Source organism: Bacillus sp. EB106-08-02-XG196 (assembly GCF_013396335.1).
GTDB lineage: Bacteria > Bacillota > Bacilli > Bacillales > Cytobacillaceae > Neobacillus.
Window position 1 is genome coordinate 45,306 of sequence record NZ_JABWSY010000023.1, and the last position, 20,945, is coordinate 66,250.

Sequence of the window (20,945 nt, forward strand, 5' to 3'; positions counted from 1 at the left end):
AACGAAAAGCGGAAGCGCCTTGCACAGGGGCGACAGGCATAAGACAAGCCGACGGGAAGGTTGATTTTTACCTTCCCGACGGATTGGTTTATGACCCCGAGCCCCTAGGCGCTGCAGCTAGACATCAATCTAAGTTAATTAATCAATTGTTACTGTTTCTTCAGAAGTCGTGTCCCTTAATACAGGCTCTGCTTTGCGATAGCGCTGCATTCCTGTTCCTGCTGGAACTAGCTTACCGATGATAACATTTTCTTTTAAGCCAAGTAATTCATCGCGCTTGCCTTTAATCGCTGCATCAGTAAGAACTCTTGTTGTTTCTTGGAAGGATGCGGCAGACAAGAATGAATCTGTTTCGAGTGATGCTTTCGTAATACCGAGCAATACTGGACGGCCGGTAGCAGGTAATTTTCCAGCTAACAACGCTTTTTCGTTTGCATCTGTGAACTGGTGGATATCTAATAGTGTACCAGGAAGTACATCTGTTTCACCCGCATCACTTACGCGAACCTTACGCATCATTTGACGAACCATTACTTCGACGTGCTTATCGCCAATTTCAACACCCTGCATACGGTAAACCTTTTGAACTTCACGTAACAGATATTCTTGAACAGCATTAACGTCTTTTACCCTGATCAATTCTTTAGGGTCAATAGAACCTTCTGTTAATTCTTGTCCACGGATAATTGGATCATTAACTGCTACTTTCAGGCGCGCTGTATACGGAGCATTATAAGTACGTGATTCAATTTCACCTTGAACAATAATTTCATGCTGGCGGTCACGACCTTCATTAATACCAACAACCACACCATCAATTTCAGAAATAACCGCAACCCCTTTTGGATTACGTGCTTCAAATATTTCTTGAATACGTGGTAAACCTTGAGTGATATCGTCTCCTGCAACACCGCCTGTATGGAATGTACGCATTGTTAACTGTGTACCAGGTTCACCAATTGACTGGGCAGCAATAATTCCAACTGCTTCCCCAACTTCAACTTCTTGACCTGTTGCCAAGTTACGGCCATAACACTTCTTACATACACCATGACGGGTATTACATGTAAAGGCGGAGCGGATTTTAACTTCTTCAATTCCAGCCCCAACGATTGTTTCAGCAAGATCCTCAGTGATAAGTCCATTTTCAGGAACTAGCACTTCTTTTGTTTCAGGATGTCTAATTGGGTTACGAGCATGTCGGCCAATTAAGCGTTCATCCAATCCTTCGATAACCTCTGTACCGTCTTTCAATGAACGGATTAATAAACCACGGTCCGTTCCACAATCATCTTCACGGACAATAACATCTTGTGCTACGTCAACGAGACGTCTTGTTAAATAGCCAGAGTCAGCCGTTTTCAAGGCAGTATCAGCAAGACCTTTTCGAGCACCGTGTGTAGAAATAAAGTACTCTAAAACCGTTAGACCCTCACGGAAACTTGACTTGATTGGCAATTCAATGATACGTCCGGCCGGGTTGGCCATCAATCCACGCATACCAGCAAGCTGAGTAAAGTTAGATGCGTTACCACGCGCTCCGGAATCACTCATCATGAAAATTGGGTTCGTTTTATTCAAGGATTTCATAAGTTTCCCTTGGATGGTATCCTTCGCAGCACTCCATATAGCAATAACGCGATCATAACGTTCGTCTTCAGTTATTAAACCGCGACGGAACTGTTTTAATACGTTATCTACTTTACTTTGAGCCTCGTGAAGAATTTCTTGCTTTTCAGGTAATACGACGATATCAGAAACACCGACGGTAATACCTGCTTTTGTCGAGTATTTAAATCCTAAGTCCTTCATACGGTCCAGCATTTTAGACGTTTCAGTAATTTTGAATCGCTTAAATACTTCGGCAATGATATTACCAAGGATTTTCTTCTTGAACGGATCCACTATCGGCATTTCTTTAATTCTAGCTCTAACATCTTCACCCTTTTCAACAAAGTAAATTGCTGGAGTTTCAACTTCTAGGTTTTGTCTTGTAGGTTCATTGATATACGGGAATGACTTAGGAAGAATTTCATTAAAAATAAGTTTACCAACCGTTGTAATCAGTAATTTATTATTTTGTTCTTCTGTCAAAGTTTCATTTCCTAATGAACCAGCATGGACAGCAACACGAGTGTGCAGATGAACATAGCCGTTTTGATAAGCAACTAACGCTTCATTTGTATCTTTAAAAATCATACCCTCGCCGACAACGTCTTCTCTTTCAAGAGTTAGGTAGTAGTTACCTAGTACCATATCCTGAGAAGGTGTAACAACCGGCTTACCATCTTTAGGGTTTAAAATGTTTTGGGCAGCAAGCATTAAAAGTCTAGCTTCTGCCTGGGCTTCAGAGGAAAGTGGAACGTGCACAGCCATTTGGTCACCATCGAAGTCCGCGTTGTATGCTGTACATACTAGTGGATGAAGGCGAATCGCTCTTCCTTCAACAAGTGTCGGTTCAAATGCCTGAATACCAAGTCTATGAAGTGTTGGGGCACGGTTTAATAAAACTGGGTGCTCACGAATAACATCTTCAAGCACATCCCACACTTCAGGAGACACTCTTTCAATCTTACGTTTTGCAGATTTAATATTATGGGCTAACCCTTTTTCAACTAGTTCCTTCATAACAAATGGCTTAAATAACTCTAGAGCCATTTCTTTCGGAAGACCACATTGGTACATTTTTAGGTTTGGACCCACAACAATAACGGAACGACCAGAATAGTCAACACGTTTACCAAGTAAGTTTTGACGGAAACGGCCTTGCTTCCCTTTTAACATATGTGAAAGTGACTTTAATGGACGGTTACCTGGACCTGTTACCGGACGGCCGCGACGACCATTATCAATTAAAGCATCAACTGCTTCTTGAAGCATCCGCTTCTCGTTTTGAACGATAATGCTTGGTGCACCAAGATCCAACAAACGCTTTAAACGATTATTCCGATTGATTACTCGACGGTATAAATCGTTCAAATCAGATGTAGCAAACCTTCCTCCATCTAACTGTACCATTGGACGAAGTTCTGGTGGAATAACAGGAAGAACATCAAGAATCATCCATGATGGTTCATTTCCAGAGTTTCGGAATGCTTCCAACACTTCAAGACGTTTAATCGCACGCGTACGACGCTGACCTTGAGCTGATTTTAATTCTTCTTTTAATGCGTCTACCTCTTTATTCAAATCGATATCAGATAGAAGCTTTTTAATTGCCTCAGCACCCATAGCAGCTTGGAATTTATTTCCGTACTTTTCACGGTATGCACGATATTCTTTTTCTGATAAAAGTTGTTTCTTATCAAGAGCTGTATCTCCTGATTCCGTTACAACATAAGAGGCAAAGTAGATAATTTCTTCTAATGCCCTTGGAGACATATCTAAAACTAGTCCCATTCGGCTAGGAATTCCTTTAAAGTACCAAATATGAGAGACAGGAGCTGCAAGCTCAATATGACCCATACGTTCACGACGAACCTTTGCTCTTGTTACTTCAACACCACATCGGTCACACACTACACCTTTGTAACGAACACGTTTATATTTTCCACAGTGACATTCCCAGTCCTTTGTAGGACCAAAAATCCTCTCACAGAATAAACCATCCTTTTCAGGCTTCAATGTACGATAGTTAATGGTTTCTGGCTTTTTTACTTCTCCAAAAGACCATGAACGGATTTTATCTGGTGACGCCAGACCGATCTTCATATACTCAAAATTATTAACATCCAGCAAGGGGCCTACCTCCCTTTCTATCTAGACAATCATCAGCTGAAGTGCTTCATGAGCACTTCAGCTAAAAATTTATTCCTTGGAACCAACCTTTTCAGATTCAAATGCTTGTGTTTCTGGAACGATGTTTAATGTATCGACTTGCTGTAAGTCATCGTCATCTTCCGTATCACGCATTTCAATTTCTTTTTCATCACCAGAAAGGATTTTTACATCCATTCCTAGACTTTGAAGTTCTTTTATTAATACTTTAAATGATTCAGGAACTCCTGGTTCCGGTACATTTTCACCTTTTACTATCGCTTCGTACGTTTTCACACGACCCACCACGTCATCTGATTTTACTGTCAGAATCTCTTGTAGTGTATATGCAGCACCGTATGCTTCAAGCGCCCAAACCTCCATCTCTCCGAAACGCTGTCCGCCAAATTGTGCTTTACCGCCAAGTGGCTGCTGCGTTACAAGTGAGTAAGGTCCAGTTGAACGTGCATGGAGTTTATCATCAACCATGTGAGCAAGTTTAATCATATACATGACACCTACAGACACACGATTATCGAACGGTTCACCCGTACGTCCATCATATAATACAGTTTTTGCATCATTTGCCATTCCAGCTTCTTCAATCGTTCCCCAAACATCTTCTTCACGTGCACCGTCAAATACCGGTGAAGCAACGTGGATTCCAAGAGCTCGAGCTGCCATTCCTAAATGAAGCTCCAGCACCTGACCGATGTTCATACGCGAAGGAACACCTAAAGGATTCAACATAATATCAATTGGGGTACCATCCGGTAAATACGGCATATCCTCTTCTGGCAATATTCGAGAAATAACCCCTTTATTACCATGGCGTCCTGCCATTTTATCCCCTTCATGAATCTTACGCTTCTGAACGATATATACACGAACTAGCTGATTTACGCCTGGTGGCAATTCATCGCCATCTTCACGATTAAAGACCTTAACGTCAAGGACAATACCGCCTCCGCCATGCGGAACTCTTAGGGAAGTATCACGAACTTCTCGTGCTTTTTCACCAAAGATAGCGTGTAGTAATCTTTCTTCTGCAGTAAGTTCCGTAACTCCTTTTGGTGTTACTTTACCTACTAGCAAGTCACCGTCTTTTACTTCAGCACCCGTACGGATAATTCCACGCTCATCCAAATTACGAAGGGCATCTTCCCCTACATTCGGAATGTCACGGGTAATCTCTTCAGGTCCAAGTTTTGTATCACGTGATTCAGACTCATATTCTTCAATATGAATAGAAGTATATACATCATCTTTTACAAGACGTTCACTCATAATGATCGCATCTTCATAGTTGTAACCGTCCCAGTTAACGAAGCCAACTAAAACGTTACGACCTAGAGCTAGTTCACCCAGTTCCATTGAAGGACCATCCGCTAGAATCTCCCCTTTTGTTACGTGGTTACCCACCGCAACAATCGGGCGTTGATTATAACAGGTTCCTTGATTAGAACGAATGAATTTCAACATTTTATATTTATCAAGGTCACCTTTCACTTCTTGACCATCGACCGTATTAATTCGACGCACCCAAACCTCACGTGCCTCAACATGCTCAACAATACCTTCGTGCTTACAGATAACTGCTGCTCCCGAGTCTTTACCAGAAACATATTCCATTCCTGTTCCAACTCTTGGTGCTTCCGGCTGCAGGAGCGGCACGGCTTGACGCTGCATGTTCGCTCCCATCAATGCACGGTTAGAGTCATCATTTTCTAAGAACGGAATACAAGCTGTTGCCGCAGAAACTACCTGTTTAGGAGATACATCCATATAGTCGATACGGTCACGTTTTACTACCGTGTTCTCACCACGGAAACGAGCAACAATATCTTCATCAATAAATGTACCGTCATCGCTAAGGCGAGAATTCGCTTGTGCTACAACATAATTATCCTCTTCATCTGCTGTTAAGTAATCGATTCGGCTTGTAACCTTTCCAGTATCAGGATCAATCCGGCGATATGGAGTTTCAATAAAGCCAAAACGGTTTACTTTTGCAAAGGATGAAAGTGAGTTAATCAAACCAATGTTTGGTCCCTCTGGCGTTTCAATCGGACACATACGGCCATAGTGGGAATAGTGAACGTCACGCACTTCAAATCCAGCACGTTCACGAGTTAATCCACCAGGTCCTAACGCAGATAAACGGCGCTTATGTGTCAATTCTGCAAGTGGATTTGTTTGATCCATAAATTGCGATAATTGAGAGCTTCCAAAGAACTCTTTTATCGAAGCAATTACAGGACGGATGTTGATTAACTGCTGCGGTGTGATCGTAGCAGTATCTTGAATGGACATTCTCTCACGAACCACACGTTCCATACGTGACAAACCAATTCGGAACTGATTTTGAAGCAATTCGCCAACAGAACGCAGACGTCTGTTTCCTAAATGGTCAATGTCATCTGTATCGCCGACACCGTGTAATAAGTTAAAGAAATAACTGATAGATGAAATGATATCAGCAGGTGTAATGTTTTTAATCGGCTCTGCAACATAAGCATTGCCTAGCACATTAATAACTTTTTCACCATCATCATTTGGTGCATAAATTTTTATTCCTTGAAGAATGATTTCTTCCTGTACTACACCACCAGCTGGATTAAAGCCTTTGAAATTAATATCCTTTTCCAAAGCAGGGATAATTCGATCTAGATTTCTTCGATCTAAAAGTGTCCCTTTTTCTGCAATAATTTCACCTGTTTCAGGATCGACAAGTGATTCAGCCAAACGCTGATTAAATAAGCGATTTTTAATATGGAGTTTCTTATTAATTTTATAACGACCTACATTTGCAAGGTCATATCTCTTTGGATCAAAGAATCTTGAAACCAATAAACTCTTTGCGTTTTCAACGGTAGGAGGTTCACCTGGACGCAGGCGCTCATAAATCTCTAAAAGCGCTTTTTCTACTCCCTCAGTGTTGTCCTTTTCAAGAGTATTTCGAATGTACTCGTTATCTCCAATCAATTCAATGATTTCTTGATCAGAGCCGAAGCCAAGTGCACGCAAAAGAACCGTAACGGGCAGTTTCCGAGTACGATCTATTCTGACATATACGACATCTTTGGCGTCTGTTTCATATTCAAGCCAAGCGCCGCGGTTCGGAATTACTGTAGCTGTAAAACCTTTTTTTCCGTTCTTATCAAGTTTTCCACTAAAGTATACGCTCGGTGAACGTACTAACTGTGAAACGATAACACGTTCTGCCCCATTGATGACAAACGTACCTGTTTCAGTCATGAGTGGAAAGTCACCCATAAAAACATCTTGGTCTTTTACTTCGCCTGTTTCTTTGTTTACAAGACGTACTTTTACACGCAATGGTGCAGAATATGTAACGTCCCGCTCTTTTGATTCCGCAACAACATACTTCGGTTCGCCAAGGCTGTAATCAATAAATTCTAGTGATAGGTTACCAGTAAAGTCTTCAATCGGTGAAATATCCTGGAACATTTCACGCAATCCCTCATCAAGAAACCATTGATATGAAGAGGTTTGGATTTCAATTAGATTTGGTAATTCTAAAACTTCACTGATTCGTGCGTAACTTCTTCGTTGGCGGTGTCGTCCATACTGAACTAGTTGACCTGTCAACTGATTCACCCCTCAAATCAAGCGTTTTTATAATACATATATTTTGGTCTTATGAAAGGAACAAAAGGAGTTCCTCCATTAGACAAAAAAAGAAAAAGGGTTTTTATTTCTTAAAAACCACATTTTCACATTTTGACTATTATTTTGTCATCTTTTCCGTCTTAAACATGTTTTATACTTATAAAATAAGTATTTTCAGGAATAATTCGGAAAATATTATGATGGCATTTTATAATGCTAACATAGGTGACAATTTCAAGTCAACTATTTTACAGCCCTAATAATAAAATAACCTTTAGACTTGTCAATAGTATCTACTGTGGTAAAAAGTTCTTTTAATTTTTCAATAGCAGAAGGTGCACCTTGTTTCTTCTGAATGACCACCCAAAGCTCTCCCTGGGTGACTAAATGCTTATAACTCTGTTCAAAAATGTCGTGAACCGTCTTTTTTCCTGCTCTAATAGGCGGGTTTGTTAATATAGCAGCAAAGTTTGATTGCTTAACATTTATCAAAGTATCACTTTCATAAATTTCAACATTATCTACCGCATTTTGCCTTGCATTTTCCAACGCTAACTCAATAGCCCGTTCATTTACATCAATCATATGTACAATGCGCTCCGGATAATTCTTTGCAATCGACAGACCGATTGGACCATAGCCGCAGCCTACATCTAGAACAGGTCCTTCAACATTTGGCAATACAAAAGCTTCTATTAATAAGCGGGAGCCAAAATCTACTTCCTTCTTTGAAAATACGCCGTTATCTGTTTTAAAACGAAATAACACATTCCTTAAGGTGAAGTCCCAATATTTCGGTTCACTTTCGACCTTTTGGGTGCGAGAATAGTAATGTTCAGACAATAAACTCACCTCCTGAGGAGTGTTCATTAATGAGGTTACCTGAGGAAAAAATCTAATATCCAGCGGAAACGCCAAGGCACTTCGCTTTTAAGCATCGAAAAAAAGCCCGCTTATACAGCGAGCTTTTCTATTAGGTTATTACTTAACTTCAACGTTAGCTCCAACTTCAGCAAGTTTAGCTTTGATTTCTTCAGCTTCTTCTTTAGAAACGCCTTCTTTAACAGCTTTTGGAGTGTTGTCAACAAGGTCTTTTGCTTCTTTAAGACCAAGACCAGTGATTTCACGTACAGCTTTGATAACCTTGATTTTTTGATCGCCAGCGCTAGCTAGGATTACATCAAATTCAGTTTGCTCTTCAACAGCCGCTACAGCCGCTCCGCCCATTGCTACTGGTGCAGCAGCAGTTACGCCGAATTCTTCTTCGATTGCTTTTACTAGATCGTTAAGTTCTAAAACAGTCATAGATTTAACTGCTTCAATGATTTGTTCTTTAGTCATTTTAATGTTCCTCCTTAGTTTTCATTCCGTATTGGTTAAGCGATAAGTTTTAACTTACGCGCCTTGTTCTTCTTTTTGGTCTGCAACTGCTTTTGTAGCAAGAGCAAGGTTGCGGATTGGAGCTTGTAGTACGCTGAGTAGCATAGAAAGCAAGCCTTCGCGTGAAGGTAGTTCTGCAAGTGCTTTAACCTCTTCAACTGTTGCTACATTGCCTTCGATTACACCAGCTTTAATTTCAAGTGCATCGTGCTTTTTAGCAAAGTCATTAAGAATCTTTGCAGGTGCTACTACATCTTCCGTACTGAACGCAATTGCGTTAGGACCTGTTAATGCTGCATTTAACTCTGAAAGTTCAGCTGCATCTGCTGCACGACGAGTCATAGAGTTTTTGTAAACCTTGAAGTCGATACCAGCTTCACGAAGCTGCTTACGAAGTTCAGTAACTTCAGCAACAGTCAGCCCACGGTAGTCAACTACGATTGTTGAAACACTAGCTTTTAACTTAGCTGTAATTTCATCAACGATTTGAATCTTTTGTTCGATTACGCTGCTCATCTTTACACCTCCTGTAGAATATCTACATTTATACCAGGCAAAGTAAAACCTCCACATCAAAAGTCAGACATGGAGGTGCATACAATAGCCGAATGAATCAGCCCATTCTATCGCATTACCTCGGCAGGAAATTAAGCATTAAAACGCACCTGCTGTCTTCAGTACAAATGTTTTATTTAAACAACAAAATAGATTATATAAAATATACCTATACTTGTCAATTGGTAAAAAATTACTTAACTGTTACAGATGAAGGATCAACCTTCACGCCAGGTCCCATTGTTGAAGTAACTGTTACGTTCTTCATGTATGTTCCCTTTGCAGCTGCAGGTTTAACTTTAACCATTGTTTCGAACACAGTTTTGAAGTTCTCAACAAGTTTTTCGTTTTCGAAAGATGATTTACCGATAGGTACGTGGATATTTCCAGCTTTATCTACACGGTACTCAACTTTACCTGCTTTAATTTCGTTAATAGCTCTAGTTACATCAAATGTTACTGTACCTGTTTTAGGGTTTGGCATTAAACCTTTTGGTCCTAATGTACGACCAAGCTTACCTACTTCACCCATCATGTCAGGAGTTGCTACGATTACATCAAAATCAAACCAACCTTGTTGGATTTTAGTGATGTATTCTGCATCGCCAACATAATCTGCACCAGCAGCTTCTGCTTCTTTCACTTTTTCACCCTTCGCGAATACTAAAACGCGTTGAGTTTTACCAGTTCCGTTTGGAAGTACAACTGCACCACGGATTTGCTGGTCAGCTTTCTTAGGATCTACACCTAAACGGAATGCAACTTCAAGTGTTGCATCAAATTTAGCATAATTAGTTTGCTTTGCAAGTTCGATTGCTTCAGCAACTGGATAAGCTTTTGTGTTATCAACAAGCTTAGCAGCTTCTAAATACTTTTTACCTTTTTTAGCCATTTTTATTTCCTCCTAGATTGTGGTTTTAACGATTTACTCTCCCACGAATAAAGGTTGCGTAAGTAACGCAACCCCCTTCATTCAAAAACAGTTTGCATGGATTAGTCTTCGATAACGATTCCCATGCTGCGAGCAGTACCTTCAACCATGCGCATTGCTGCTTCAACGCTTGCAGCGTTTAGGTCAGGCATTTTCTGTTCCGCAATCTCGCGTACTGTGGTACGCTTAACTGTTGCTACTTTATTACGGTTTGGTTCACCAGAACCAGACTGAATTCCAGCTGCTACTTTCAGAAGAACTGCAGCAGGAGGAGTTTTTGTAATAAATGTAAATGAACGGTCTTCAAAAACCGTGATTTCAACAGGGATGATCAATCCAGCTTGATCTGCTGTACGAGCGTTAAATTCCTTACAGAATCCCATGATATTAACACCGGCTTGACCTAGTGCAGGACCAACTGGCGGTGCAGGATTTGCTTTACCAGCAGGGATTTGTAATTTAACAACTTTAATTACTTTTTTAGCCACGAGACACACCTCCTTAAAGTCCGTGATGTGGTAATAGGGTTTTTACCCTCCCACTCAGGTATCTGTCTTTATATAAAGATAAAGATCTTAGCAAAAGTCTTGTCTCTCGAAGAGACATACTGACCTATGAAATATTACCACTTTTTAAAAATGATTTCAAGTTTTTTTCAAATTACTATTAATAATTCTTTAAATGTCCAGTTTCAGCGCCTAGAGGCTCGGGGTCATAAGCCACCCCCTGAAGAAGGCAAAATGCGCCTTCTTACAGGTTGCGTCTTATGCCTGTCGCCTCTGGGCAAGGCGCTTACACTTTTCCATTTACAACTTCTCAATCTGTGTAAATTCTAGTTCTACCGGTGTATCCCGGCCAAACATATTAACGAGAACTTTAAGTTTTGCCTTGTCTTTATCCATTTCTTCTACTGTTCCTGTAAAGTTCATGAATGGACCTTCTTTTACCCGGACCGTTTCGCCAATTTCATAGTTTACATCGATGCGTTTCTCATCAACGCCCATGCGTTTTAGGATGACCACTACTTCTTCAGGCAGAAGCGGCGTTGGTTTTGATCCTGCTCCAGCAGAACCGACAAAACCAGTTACACCTGGAGTATTCCGGACAACATACCATGAATCATCTGTCATGACGATTTCAACAAGTACATAGCCTGGAAATACTTTTCTTTTCACTACTTTCGTTTTTCCATTTTTTATTTCTGTCTCTTCTTCTTCAGGCACTACGACACGGAAGATTTTATCCGTCATACCCATCGATTCAACACGTTTTTCTAAATTTGCTTTGACCTTATTCTCATAACCTGAGTAAGTATGTAAAACATACCAATTTTTTTCCATTCAAGAGGACTAAACGTCCATCCCTCCCCGTACTTTCATAAAAATCTTTTAAAAACCAAATGAAAAAACCCGCTAAACGGGCTTTACTTAAGAATTTGTTTTATTATTCACCATTATACCATGAAATACCTTTTATTATTCAAGGATAACTCGAATCAATTTTGAAATACCTAAATCGATTACTCCAAAAAATATTGCAAAAAAAGCAACTGTTGTAATAACAGTAATAGTATAGCGAGTTAGTTCCTTACGTTTCGGCCAACTAACTTTTCTCATTTCACGTAAAATATCACTGAAGAAATTCTTTAAGCGTTGCATATCTGTAACCCTCCAACTATCGGAATAACATTGCTAGTATGAATAAAAATCACTTAGTTTCTCGGTGGATTGTATGGGCGGCGCATGTTTTGCAATATTTTTTTAATTCCAATCGTTCTGATTGTAACTGATTTGCATTCGTCGAGTAATTACGTGACCCACAGTCAGCACATGCCAGAATAATCTTTTTACTCATAATGTGTCACCTTCAATATCCATCTTTTATATCCTTAAAAATGTAACATGACCCCTAATCATTGTCAACATCATGCGTGAAGGTGTTCATCCAAATGTCACCGTTTTCAAAAATCAGAGACTAAATTCCCTAATTTCTAAATACCGTTCTAATTTTCTTTTTACACGTTGCAGAGCATTATCAATTGATTTAACATGCCGATTCAGTTCTTCTGATATCTCTTGATAGGATTGCCCATCGAGGTATAACGCCAAAACCTTACGTTCTAAATCGCTCAATAATTCAGTCATTTTCACTTCTATGTGATCGAATTCTTCTTGATTAATGATCAGTTCCTCTGGGTCAAGCACCTTTGCGCCAGAAAGGACATCCATTAATGTGCGGTCGGATTCTTCATCATAGATGGGTTTATCCAATGATACATAGGAATTTAATGGTATGTGCTTTTGTCTTGTTGCTGTCTTAATGGCAGTGATAATTTGTCGGGTGATACAAAGTTCAGCAAACGCCTTAAAGGAGGTAAGCTTGTCCTCGCGAAAGTCACGTATTGCCTTATACAGCCCAATCATTCCCTCTTGAACAATATCTTCTTTATCAGCACCGATTAAGAAGTAGGACCTTGCCTTTGCACGTACAAAATTTCGATATTTGTGGATTAAATAATCCAAAGCCTCACTATTACCTTGGTGCACTAGATCTACAATTTCCTCGTCTTCCATTGATAAAAATAGCAGGTTGCTTTTTTCCCCGAAGTCTGTACTCAATTAAGATCCCCCTCCACCGAACAAGCATAGATAGTATTATTATACTGTCGAAAACTTTTGAGCGTCAACGCTTACTTTTGACCTCTGCGCCATTTTTCGAAAATTTCTGCCACTTCGGTGCTAATTGGTATTTTTGAGACTGGTCTTTTTTCCTGAATCTTTTTCACATTTTTCTCTATTCCCTTTTCGACTGAGGACATCTCTATAAGTAATTCCCGTGCAGATTTCCTTAGTGCTCCTTGTCCGAAAATAGCCCATTGCTCCGTATAATCCGAAGTAGCAACATGAATTTGAGTCCTTCGGTTATTTAAAGCAATGGCTAATTTCTCAATTCGCTCATCCGCGGTTTCGTTTTCTTTTGTAAAAATAACCTCTACTTTATGGTTATTATACTTCTTCTCGGTTCCCTGAACATAGTAGGCGTCAAACACAACAATGACACGATAACCTGAAAAAGCTTGGTATTCTGCCATCCTTTCTACTAAGCGGTCCCTTGCCGCTGGTAAATCATGGTCCTTTAATGCCCTTAACTCCGGCCAAGCCCCGATTATGTTATATCCATCGACGAGCAGAATGTCCATTGCTATCCCTCGAGAGGATGCCGCTTGCGGTATACCTCATACATTAGTAACGCTGCCGCAACAGAAGCATTTAATGATGTTACCCTTCCAGCCATCGGCAGGTTGATGAGAAAGTCACATTTATCTCTAACAAGACGGCCCATCCCTTTTCCTTCGCTCCCAATTACAAGGCCTAGCGGCATCGTACCATCTAATTGACGATAATCTTGTTTTCCACTTGCATCCGTACCGGCAATCCAAACACCGCGCTCCTTTAATTCATCAATGGTTCTTGCCATATTGGTAACACGGACTACCGGGATATGTTCAATTGCACCTGTTGATGCTTTTGCGACTGTTGCCGTTAAACCAACAGCTCTTCTTTTTGGAATAATAATTCCATGTGCACCTACTGCATCCGCCGTACGCATGATGGATCCAAGATTATGAGGATCCTCGATTTCATCCAATAATAAAAAGAATGGAGGCTCGTTCTTCTTTTCTGCAGCTGCAAATAAATCATCCATCTCTGCATATTGATAGGCTGCAACGTAAGCAAGAACTCCTTGATGATTTTCATCAGATATCTGGTCAATTTTTTTCTTTGGGACAAATTGAACAATAACATGTGCTTCTTTTGCTAATTGAATTAATGGCTGCATTTGACCACGCTGGGAGGATTCTGCAATCAATATTTTGTTGATATCTCTTTCTGCTCTTAGTGCTTCCATAACTGGGTTTTTACCAATGATATAATCCTGGTTTTCATTCATTCGCCTTTTCCTCCTTTCTTTTCTTCCACATATTCAAATGACTTTAAGATAAGTTCTTCTAGTCGGTCCGTTTTCTCCGTTAAATATAAAAATCCTAATAACGCTTCAAATGCGGTACTGTAATGGTAGGTTTGGACGTCTGTGTTTTTTGGCACCGTGCCTGATTTAGCATTACGTCCACGCTTAACTACCGCCAGCTCCTCCTCTGTAAGGAGGTGTTCATCCATCATTCGAAATAACACTTGGCATTGCGCCTTTGCGGAAACATAGGTTGTCCCCTCGCGGTGAAGACTGTTGGGCTTTACCTTCCCGCTTTGCAGGAGGTGACGCCTGACATAAATCTCATAGACAGCGTCACCCAAGTAAGCTAGTGCAAGACTGTTCAATTGATTAGCGTTTACTTTTTCTTGATAATCAAGCATGAATTAGCCTCTTTTCCATCTTGTACCCTGCGGAGTATCTTCTAAAATAATATTCATTTCCTTTAGCTGATCTCTGATTTCGTCAGACAGCTGAAAATTACGGTCTTTGCGAGCCTGAATTCTTTTTTCTATTAAGGCATCTATTTCTTCATCTAACATTTCTGTCGTTTGTTCAAGCGTCAGACCTAAGACATTAAATAACTCATCAAATTGTTTGGTAAATGTATCAATTACTTCTACCGCAGTGTTCTTTTCCAAAAGATAGTAGTTAGCCAGCTTCGAAAGGTCAAACAAAACAGAAATCGCCTTTGCTGTATTGAAATCATCATCCATTGCTTTTATAAACTCATCCTGTAAGGCTACTATTTTCTCTAGCCATTCCTGATTATTATTTGTTAAATCTGTACTAGATTCCTTACGGTGTTTTAAATTTTGATATGAAGTTGTTAAGCGCTCAAAGGCAGCCTTTGTGCTTTCAAGTAACTCCTCACTATAGTTGATAGGATTGCGGTAATGAACCGACAGCATAAAGAATCGTAAGACTTGAGGATTATGCGCCTGTATAATGTCATGGACAAGAACAAAGTTCCCAAGCGATTTTGACATCTTTTCATTGTCAATATTGATATACCCGTTATGCATCCAGTAGCGGGAAAAGGTCTTTCCAGAAAGTGCCTCCGATTGAGCAATTTCATTTTCATGATGCGGGAAGGTTAAATCTTGACCGCCGGCATGGATATCAATCGTTTCACCAAGGTATTTTTTTGCCATTGCCGAGCACTCAATATGCCAGCCTGGACGTCCTATTCCCCAAGGGCTTTCCCAAAAGATTTCCCCTTCTTTTGCAGCTTTCCATAATGCAAAGTCCAAATCATCCTGCTTCTTCTCGCCAATTTCAATTCTTGCTCCAATCTGCAGGTCATCAATGGATTGATGAGAGAGTTTACCGTAGTCATTAAAGCTTCTTGTTCTGAAATAGACATCACCTTCTGATTCATATGCAAAACCTTTTTCAATAAGCTGTGCAATAAAATCAATGATAATATCCATATTTTCCATTACCCGCGGGTGAACATCCGCTTGTTTGCAGCCTAATGCTGTCACATCTTCAAAATATGCTTGAATGAAACGATCCGCGACAGCAGGAACATCCACCCCAAGCTGATTTGCAGCACGGATTAATTTATCATCTACATCTGTAAAGTTGGAAACAAAATGAACGTTGTAGCCACGGTACTCAAAATAGCGGCGAACGGTATCAAAAACAATAGCCGGGCGTGCATTACCGATATGAATATAATTATAGACAGTCGGTCCGCAAACATACATTTTAACTTTCCCTTCCTCAAGGGGGACGAACTCTTCTTTTCTTCGGGTTAATGTATTATAAAGCTGAATGGCCATTTACTTTAGTCCTTTCTTTTTTCGATTCAGTGAATTCTTCTTTTAGATAAATTATTTCTAGTTGCAATTCCTTAATGCGATCCGCAATAGGATCAGGAAGATTGCAATGATCTAAATCCCTGTCAATTCGCTTCCCATCTTGGATTACTACCCTTCCCGGAACACCTACAACCGTTGAATTAGGCGGAACTTCCTTTAAGACGACAGAGCCTGCACCAATCTTCGAATTTTCCCCAATGGTGATTGATCCCAGCACCTTTGCACCTGTTGCAATTAACGCATTATCCTTTATCGTTGGATGGCGTTTACCTTTCTCTTTTCCAGTTCCACCTAGTGTCACACCTTGAAAAACCGTTACATTATCACCAATTTCACAAGTTTCTCCGATCACAACGCCCATACCGTGGTCTATAAAAAATCTTCTGCCTATTTTTGCACCAGGATGGATTTCAATACCTGTGAAAAAGCGGCTAATCTGAGAAATTACCCTTGCAAGAAAATATAATTTCCGTTTAAAAAATGCATGGGCAATACGGTGTGCCCAAATCGCGTGTAAGCCTGAGTACGTTAGGATAACCTCTAGGTAGGTTCTCGCTGCAGGATCTTGTTCAAAAACAACCTCAATATCCTCCCTCATCCTTTTGAACATTTTTTCATTTCCCCCTTATTATTAATAAAACATTAGCTTAAGCCTAAGATAGTCTCCTCTGCGTTGTTCCCCTTTGTTTTTTTTGAAAAATAAAAAACGCCCCTGTCATAACGACAGAGACGCTTTGGCGCGGTTCCACTCTGATTAGACCTAAGCTGCTTAACATACAGCTTATATATGGTCTCACTCTACCTGTTAACGGAAAGGTTCCGCCCACATCTACACAGATTTAGCATCTTTCGAAATGGGACTCAGAGGTGCATTTCAAACATGAGAGGCTTAAACCACTTTCAGCCGGTGATGGTTTTCTCTTTAAAGCGTCATATTCTACTTTTCCTCTTCAACACTTTTTCTTATCAAGAGTATATATCCTTTACTATATTACATATTTGTTCAAATGTTAACCAATAATTTTTTGAATTCTATTTAGAACTTTTCCTTTTCCTAAAAGTTCAATAGCCTGAGGTAAATCTGGACCATGTGTTTGACCCGAAACAGCTGCACGAATCGGCATAAACAAATTCTTTCCCTTTTGCCCAGTGGATTTTTGAACTGCCTTCATCGCTGCCTTAATTTCACTGGCTTTAAAGTTGTCTAGTTTCTCTAGCTCCTCAGCAAAAGCCTTAAGTACTTCAGGAACTGTCTCTCCTGTTAATACTTCCTTAGCATCCTCTTCGTATTCTGCCTCTTCTTTAAAAAACATATCCGAAAGCTCAACAATCTCCGCACCGAAGCTCATTTTTTCCTGTAACAAACTTACTAAACCTCTTGCCCACTCATGCTCTTCATCCGTCAAGCTCTCACTTAACACTCCAGCTTTTACTAGATGTGGCATGGATAGCTCCAATACTCGATCAACCTCTATCTTCTTCATATACTGATTGTTCATCCATGTCAGCTTATTTGTATCAAATAAAGCCGGGGATTTTGATAAGCGATTGGCATCGAAAATTTTAATAAATTCCTCTTTAGAGTAAAGCTCCTCTTCACCTGTTGGTGACCATCCCAGCAAAGTAATAAAATTAAACAAAGCCTCTGGCAGATAGCCTAATTCTTCATATTGTTCGATAAATTGAATAATAGATTCATCCCGTTTGCTTAACTTCTTTCTGCTTTCATTCACGATTAGTGTCATGTGACCAAAAACCGGCGGCTCCCATCCTAATGCTTCATAAACCATTAACTGCTTAGGAGTATTGGATATATGGTCATCACCGCGAAGGACATGCGAAATTTTCATTACATAATCATCTACCGTTACCGCAAAATTATAAGTCGGCGTTCCATCCTTTTTGATGATGACCCAATCGCCCATTCCTTCAGACTCAAAGGAAACAGTCCCTTTTACCATATCCTCGAAGGTGTAAGTTTTCTCTTCTGGTACGATGATTCGAATACTAGGTTCGCGGCCTTCACTTTCTAATTTTGCACGTTCCTCAGCCGTTAAATGACGGCACTTTCCAGAATATTGAGGAGTTTCGCCTCTTTCGGTCTGCTCTTCCCGCTCAGCTGCGATTTCTGCTTCTGTACAATAACATTTATAGGCATGACCATTCTCTAATAATTGATTGTAGTAGGTTTGATAAATATCATTTCTTTCTGACTGTCGATAAGGTCCATATTCACCGCCGACATCCACACTTTCATCCCAATCCATACCCAGCCATTTAAGGTATTTTAATTGGCTTTCTTCTCCGCCAGCAATATTCCGCTTCTTATCTGTGTCTTCAATCCGAATAATAAATTTACCGCCCTTATTACGCGCAAATAAATAATTAAATAATGCAGTACGGGCATTCCCAATATGTAAATGTCCAGTAGGACTTGGAGCATACCTTACACGAACTTCATTTGACATCATTATGCCTCCGTATACCGTTGATTTTCTATATCTGATTTATTTTACCATTGTGTATTTCAGCAATAAAGAATTTAATTCTTTTTTAGTAAAACTACCGCTTGTGAGGCAATTCCTTCACCGCGGCCAGTAAAGCCTAGCTTTTCTGTCGTTGTTGCCTTCACATTGATTTGTTCAGGAGAAGCATTAAGTAATTCAGCCATTCTCTCTTTCATTTGCTGAATATAGGGTGCCATTTTGGGCTTTTGTGCAATGATTGTACAATCTGCATTTACAAGCTCATATCCTCTATCCTTCACAAGCTGCCATACATGCTCCATTAGCTTAGCAGAATCTGCATCTTTAAATTCCGGATCTGTATCTGGAAAATGCTTGCCTATATCGCCTTCTCCAATGGCTCCAAGACATGCATCTGCTACCGTATGTAATAAAACATCTGCATCCGAGTGACCCAAAAGCCCTTTTTCATATGGAATGGTAATGCCGCCAATTATCAGCGGGCGCCCCTCCGTTAATTGGTGTACATCAAAGCCTTGTCCAATACGAAACATATTCAAAAACTCCCTTTTCTTTTCTGTAATATCGCTTGTGCAAAAAATAAGTCTTCCTGTGTCGTAAGCTTGATATTATCATAATCCCCCTCAACCATTGTGACTGGATGAGAGATTCGCTCTACCAAGCTTGAATCATCCGTACCAATAAAGCCATCCTTTTCTGCCTGTTCATATGCACTACGCAATAAGGAAAAACGAAAAGCTTGTGGGGTTTGAACAGCCCACAAGCTAGACCTTTCGACAGTTGCCATTACCACATCATCACGTACTGTTTTCATGGTATCTTTTGCTGGCACTCCAATGATTGCTGCACCTGTTTCTTGTGCTGTATCTAGTAATCGGTGAATATGTTCCTTCTGAATAAAAGGCCGAGCCGCATCATGAACAAGGATAATTCCATCAGTCTTCACTGTCTTCAAGGCATTGTAAATGCTATCTTGGCGCTCTTTCCCACCTGGAACTAATTCAAGCACCTTATTCACTCCATGCTTCTTCAAAAGGGAATTAAATTCAGCTTCGTCCTGGGGGTGAATGGCTAGGATTATTCCATCGCATAGCTCATCCTCCTCAAATACCTTTAGTGAATGAATGAATACAGGAATACTATTTAACTCTAATAAAAGCTTGTTTTTCCCTGCGCCCATCCTCTTCCCTTGACCCGCTGCCGGGATAATGACTTGGTAAGTCATGCTAAAACTCCAATCTTTCTAGCTTCCTAAAGCACTTTTTTCTAGTAGCTTTGGTTTTGCAAATATCATTCTTCCTGCTGATGTCTGAAGAACACTCGTAACCAGAACATCAATTCTCTTGCCGATATATTCTCTGCCCTCTTCCACTACAATCATCGTACCATCATCAAGATAGGCTACACCTTGGTGATATTCCTTACCATCCTTAATCACCTGTACGGCTAACTCTTCACCAGGCAATACTACTGGTTTAACCGCATTGGCTAAGTCATTAATATTTAAAACAGAAACGTTCTGTAATTCACATACTTTATTAAGATTAAAATCATTCGTAACCAGCATGCCATTCGTAATTTTGGCTAGTTTCACCAGCTTACTGTCGACTTCTTGGATTTCATCAAAATCGCCTTCGTAAATCTCTACTTTAATCGCTAGTTCCTTTTGAATTCGATTTAAAATATCCAATCCCCGTCTCCCGCGATTTCGCTTTAACACATCAGATGAATCAGCAATATGTTGTAATTCCTCTAGTACGAAGCGAGGAATGACAATCGTTCCTTCTAAAAATCCAGTTTGACAAATATCCGCTACGCGGCCATCAATAATTACACTTGTATCGAGGATTTTTAGTGATTGTCCCTCAGACTTTTCCGCATCCTCTTCACCGGATTTCTTCTTCCCGCGGCTGCCAAAGAGATTTAATAACTCATCCCTTTTCTTAAATCCAACCTGAAATCCAAGGTATCCAAATAATAATGTCAGCAAAATAGGAGCGACAGCATTAAGTATAGGTACTTGAACGGCATTTAGAGCAAAACCAATTAAAAAGGCTGTTAATAAACCAAAAATTAATCCTATACTGCCAAAAATCACATCTGTTACAGGGATTTTCACCAGTGAATCTTCTGCCCATTTAATAAACTCCAGTACATAATCTACTGCCCAAAAAGTAATAAGATAGAAAATAATTGCACCTATAATAGCCGTTGCATACGAGTTACTGATTATTGGAATGTCATCAAATTTTATTAATTTAAGTAATTGCGGGATTAATAATATTCCAAGCGTACCTCCAGTAATGAGAAAACATGCTTGCACAATACGTTTTAACATTCCTTCACCTCCTCTACTCATTATAAACATATTCCCAAAAATGAAACCTT

20 protein-coding genes and 2 other annotated features are annotated in these 20,945 nt (G+C 40.0%); all 20 genes read right to left on the reverse strand.

The genetic code is table 11. The features are described 5' to 3' along the window. Nucleotides 1–138: 138 nt before the first annotated feature. Nucleotides 139–3,738 (reverse strand): DNA-directed RNA polymerase subunit beta', encoded by a 3,600-nt coding sequence (gene rpoC, locus MLOOGBEN_RS26580; RefSeq protein WP_179161266.1) that lies wholly within the window; start codon nt 3,736–3,738, stop codon nt 139–141. A 69-nt stretch (nt 3,739–3,807) separates the two neighbouring features. Next, nucleotides 3,808–7,368, reverse strand: a complete 3,561-nt coding sequence (rpoB, locus tag MLOOGBEN_RS26585; RefSeq protein ID WP_179161267.1) for a DNA-directed RNA polymerase subunit beta — start codon at nt 7,366–7,368, stop codon at nt 3,808–3,810. Between the two features lie 264 nt (nt 7,369–7,632). Next, complete coding sequence (locus MLOOGBEN_RS26590; protein WP_179161268.1) at nt 7,633–8,232, reverse strand: class I SAM-dependent methyltransferase; 600 nt, start codon at nt 8,230–8,232, stop codon at nt 7,633–7,635. 138 nt (nt 8,233–8,370) lie between these two features. Beyond that, nucleotides 8,371–8,730 carry a 50S ribosomal protein L7/L12 gene (gene rplL / locus MLOOGBEN_RS26595; protein WP_179161269.1) on the reverse strand — a complete coding sequence of 120 codons (360 nt, stop codon included), beginning with the start codon at nt 8,728–8,730 and terminating at the stop codon, nt 8,371–8,373. 54 nt (nt 8,731–8,784) lie between these two features. Next, a complete protein-coding gene (gene rplJ / locus MLOOGBEN_RS26600) occupies nt 8,785–9,285 on the reverse strand; it encodes a 50S ribosomal protein L10 (RefSeq protein WP_179161270.1) in 501 nt (166 codons plus the stop codon). A 33-nt stretch (nt 9,286–9,318) separates the two neighbouring features. Then, nucleotides 9,319–9,465: a sequence feature (ribosomal protein L10 leader region), on the reverse strand. A gap of 52 nt (nt 9,466–9,517) precedes the next feature. Continuing rightward, on the reverse strand, nt 9,518–10,216 hold the full coding sequence (gene rplA / locus MLOOGBEN_RS26605; protein ID WP_095250633.1) for a 50S ribosomal protein L1: 699 nt from the start codon (nt 10,214–10,216) through the stop codon (nt 9,518–9,520). Between the two features lie 101 nt (nt 10,217–10,317). Continuing rightward, a complete protein-coding gene (gene rplK, locus MLOOGBEN_RS26610; RefSeq protein WP_179161271.1) occupies nt 10,318–10,743 on the reverse strand; it encodes a 50S ribosomal protein L11 in 426 nt (141 codons plus the stop codon). Nucleotides 10,744–11,061: 318 nt separating this feature from the next. Beyond that, nucleotides 11,062–11,595, reverse strand: coding sequence for a transcription termination/antitermination protein NusG (gene nusG / locus MLOOGBEN_RS26615; RefSeq protein WP_133371715.1), 534 nt, complete (start codon nt 11,593–11,595; stop codon nt 11,062–11,064). Between the two features lie 135 nt (nt 11,596–11,730). Beyond that, complete coding sequence (gene secE / locus MLOOGBEN_RS26620; RefSeq protein WP_179161272.1) at nt 11,731–11,913, reverse strand: preprotein translocase subunit SecE; 183 nt, start codon at nt 11,911–11,913, stop codon at nt 11,731–11,733. Nucleotides 11,914–11,962: 49 nt separating this feature from the next. Continuing rightward, complete coding sequence (gene rpmG, locus MLOOGBEN_RS26625; protein ID WP_179161273.1) at nt 11,963–12,109, reverse strand: 50S ribosomal protein L33; 147 nt, start codon at nt 12,107–12,109, stop codon at nt 11,963–11,965. Between the two features lie 113 nt (nt 12,110–12,222). Next, a complete protein-coding gene (sigH, locus tag MLOOGBEN_RS26630; protein WP_052106397.1) occupies nt 12,223–12,828 on the reverse strand; it encodes an RNA polymerase sporulation sigma factor SigH in 606 nt (201 codons plus the stop codon). Nucleotides 12,829–12,944: 116 nt separating this feature from the next. Further along, nucleotides 12,945–13,454: an NYN domain-containing protein gene (locus tag MLOOGBEN_RS26635; RefSeq protein ID WP_179161274.1), complete on the reverse strand. Its 510-nt coding sequence runs from the start codon at nt 13,452–13,454 to the stop codon at nt 12,945–12,947. A 2-nt stretch (nt 13,455–13,456) separates the two neighbouring features. Further along, entirely contained in the window at nt 13,457–14,206 is a 750-nt protein-coding gene (gene rlmB, locus MLOOGBEN_RS26640) for a 23S rRNA (guanosine(2251)-2'-O)-methyltransferase RlmB (protein ID WP_179161275.1), read from the reverse strand. Next, entirely contained in the window at nt 14,203–14,628 is a 426-nt protein-coding gene (locus MLOOGBEN_RS26645) for a Mini-ribonuclease 3 (RefSeq protein ID WP_179161276.1), read from the reverse strand. Before MLOOGBEN_RS26645 ends, rlmB begins: the two co-directional genes overlap by 4 nt. Nucleotides 14,629–14,631: 3 nt before the next feature. Continuing rightward, the gene (gene cysS, locus MLOOGBEN_RS26650) at nt 14,632–16,032 is read right to left on the reverse strand and encodes a cysteine--tRNA ligase (protein ID WP_179161277.1); all 1,401 of its coding nucleotides are present in this window, start codon (nt 16,030–16,032) and stop codon (nt 14,632–14,634) included. Next, nucleotides 16,013–16,681 carry a serine O-acetyltransferase gene (gene cysE / locus MLOOGBEN_RS26655; RefSeq protein ID WP_179161278.1) on the reverse strand — a complete coding sequence of 223 codons (669 nt, stop codon included), beginning with the start codon at nt 16,679–16,681 and terminating at the stop codon, nt 16,013–16,015. Before cysE ends, cysS begins: the two co-directional genes overlap by 20 nt. A gap of 112 nt (nt 16,682–16,793) precedes the next feature. Then, nucleotides 16,794–17,034 (reverse strand) — a binding site (T-box leader). A gap of 47 nt (nt 17,035–17,081) precedes the next feature. Beyond that, complete coding sequence (gltX, locus tag MLOOGBEN_RS26660; RefSeq protein ID WP_179161279.1) at nt 17,082–18,539, reverse strand: glutamate--tRNA ligase; 1,458 nt, start codon at nt 18,537–18,539, stop codon at nt 17,082–17,084. A gap of 74 nt (nt 18,540–18,613) precedes the next feature. After that, nucleotides 18,614–19,090: a 2-C-methyl-D-erythritol 2,4-cyclodiphosphate synthase gene (gene ispF / locus MLOOGBEN_RS26665; RefSeq protein ID WP_179161280.1), complete on the reverse strand. Its 477-nt coding sequence runs from the start codon at nt 19,088–19,090 to the stop codon at nt 18,614–18,616. 2 nt (nt 19,091–19,092) lie between these two features. Continuing rightward, the gene (gene ispD / locus MLOOGBEN_RS26670) at nt 19,093–19,782 is read right to left on the reverse strand and encodes a 2-C-methyl-D-erythritol 4-phosphate cytidylyltransferase (protein ID WP_179161281.1); all 690 of its coding nucleotides are present in this window, start codon (nt 19,780–19,782) and stop codon (nt 19,093–19,095) included. 18 nt (nt 19,783–19,800) lie between these two features. Next, nucleotides 19,801–20,895 (reverse strand): PIN/TRAM domain-containing protein, encoded by a 1,095-nt coding sequence (locus tag MLOOGBEN_RS26675; protein WP_179161282.1) that lies wholly within the window; start codon nt 20,893–20,895, stop codon nt 19,801–19,803. Between the last annotated feature and the right edge of the window lie 50 nt (nt 20,896–20,945).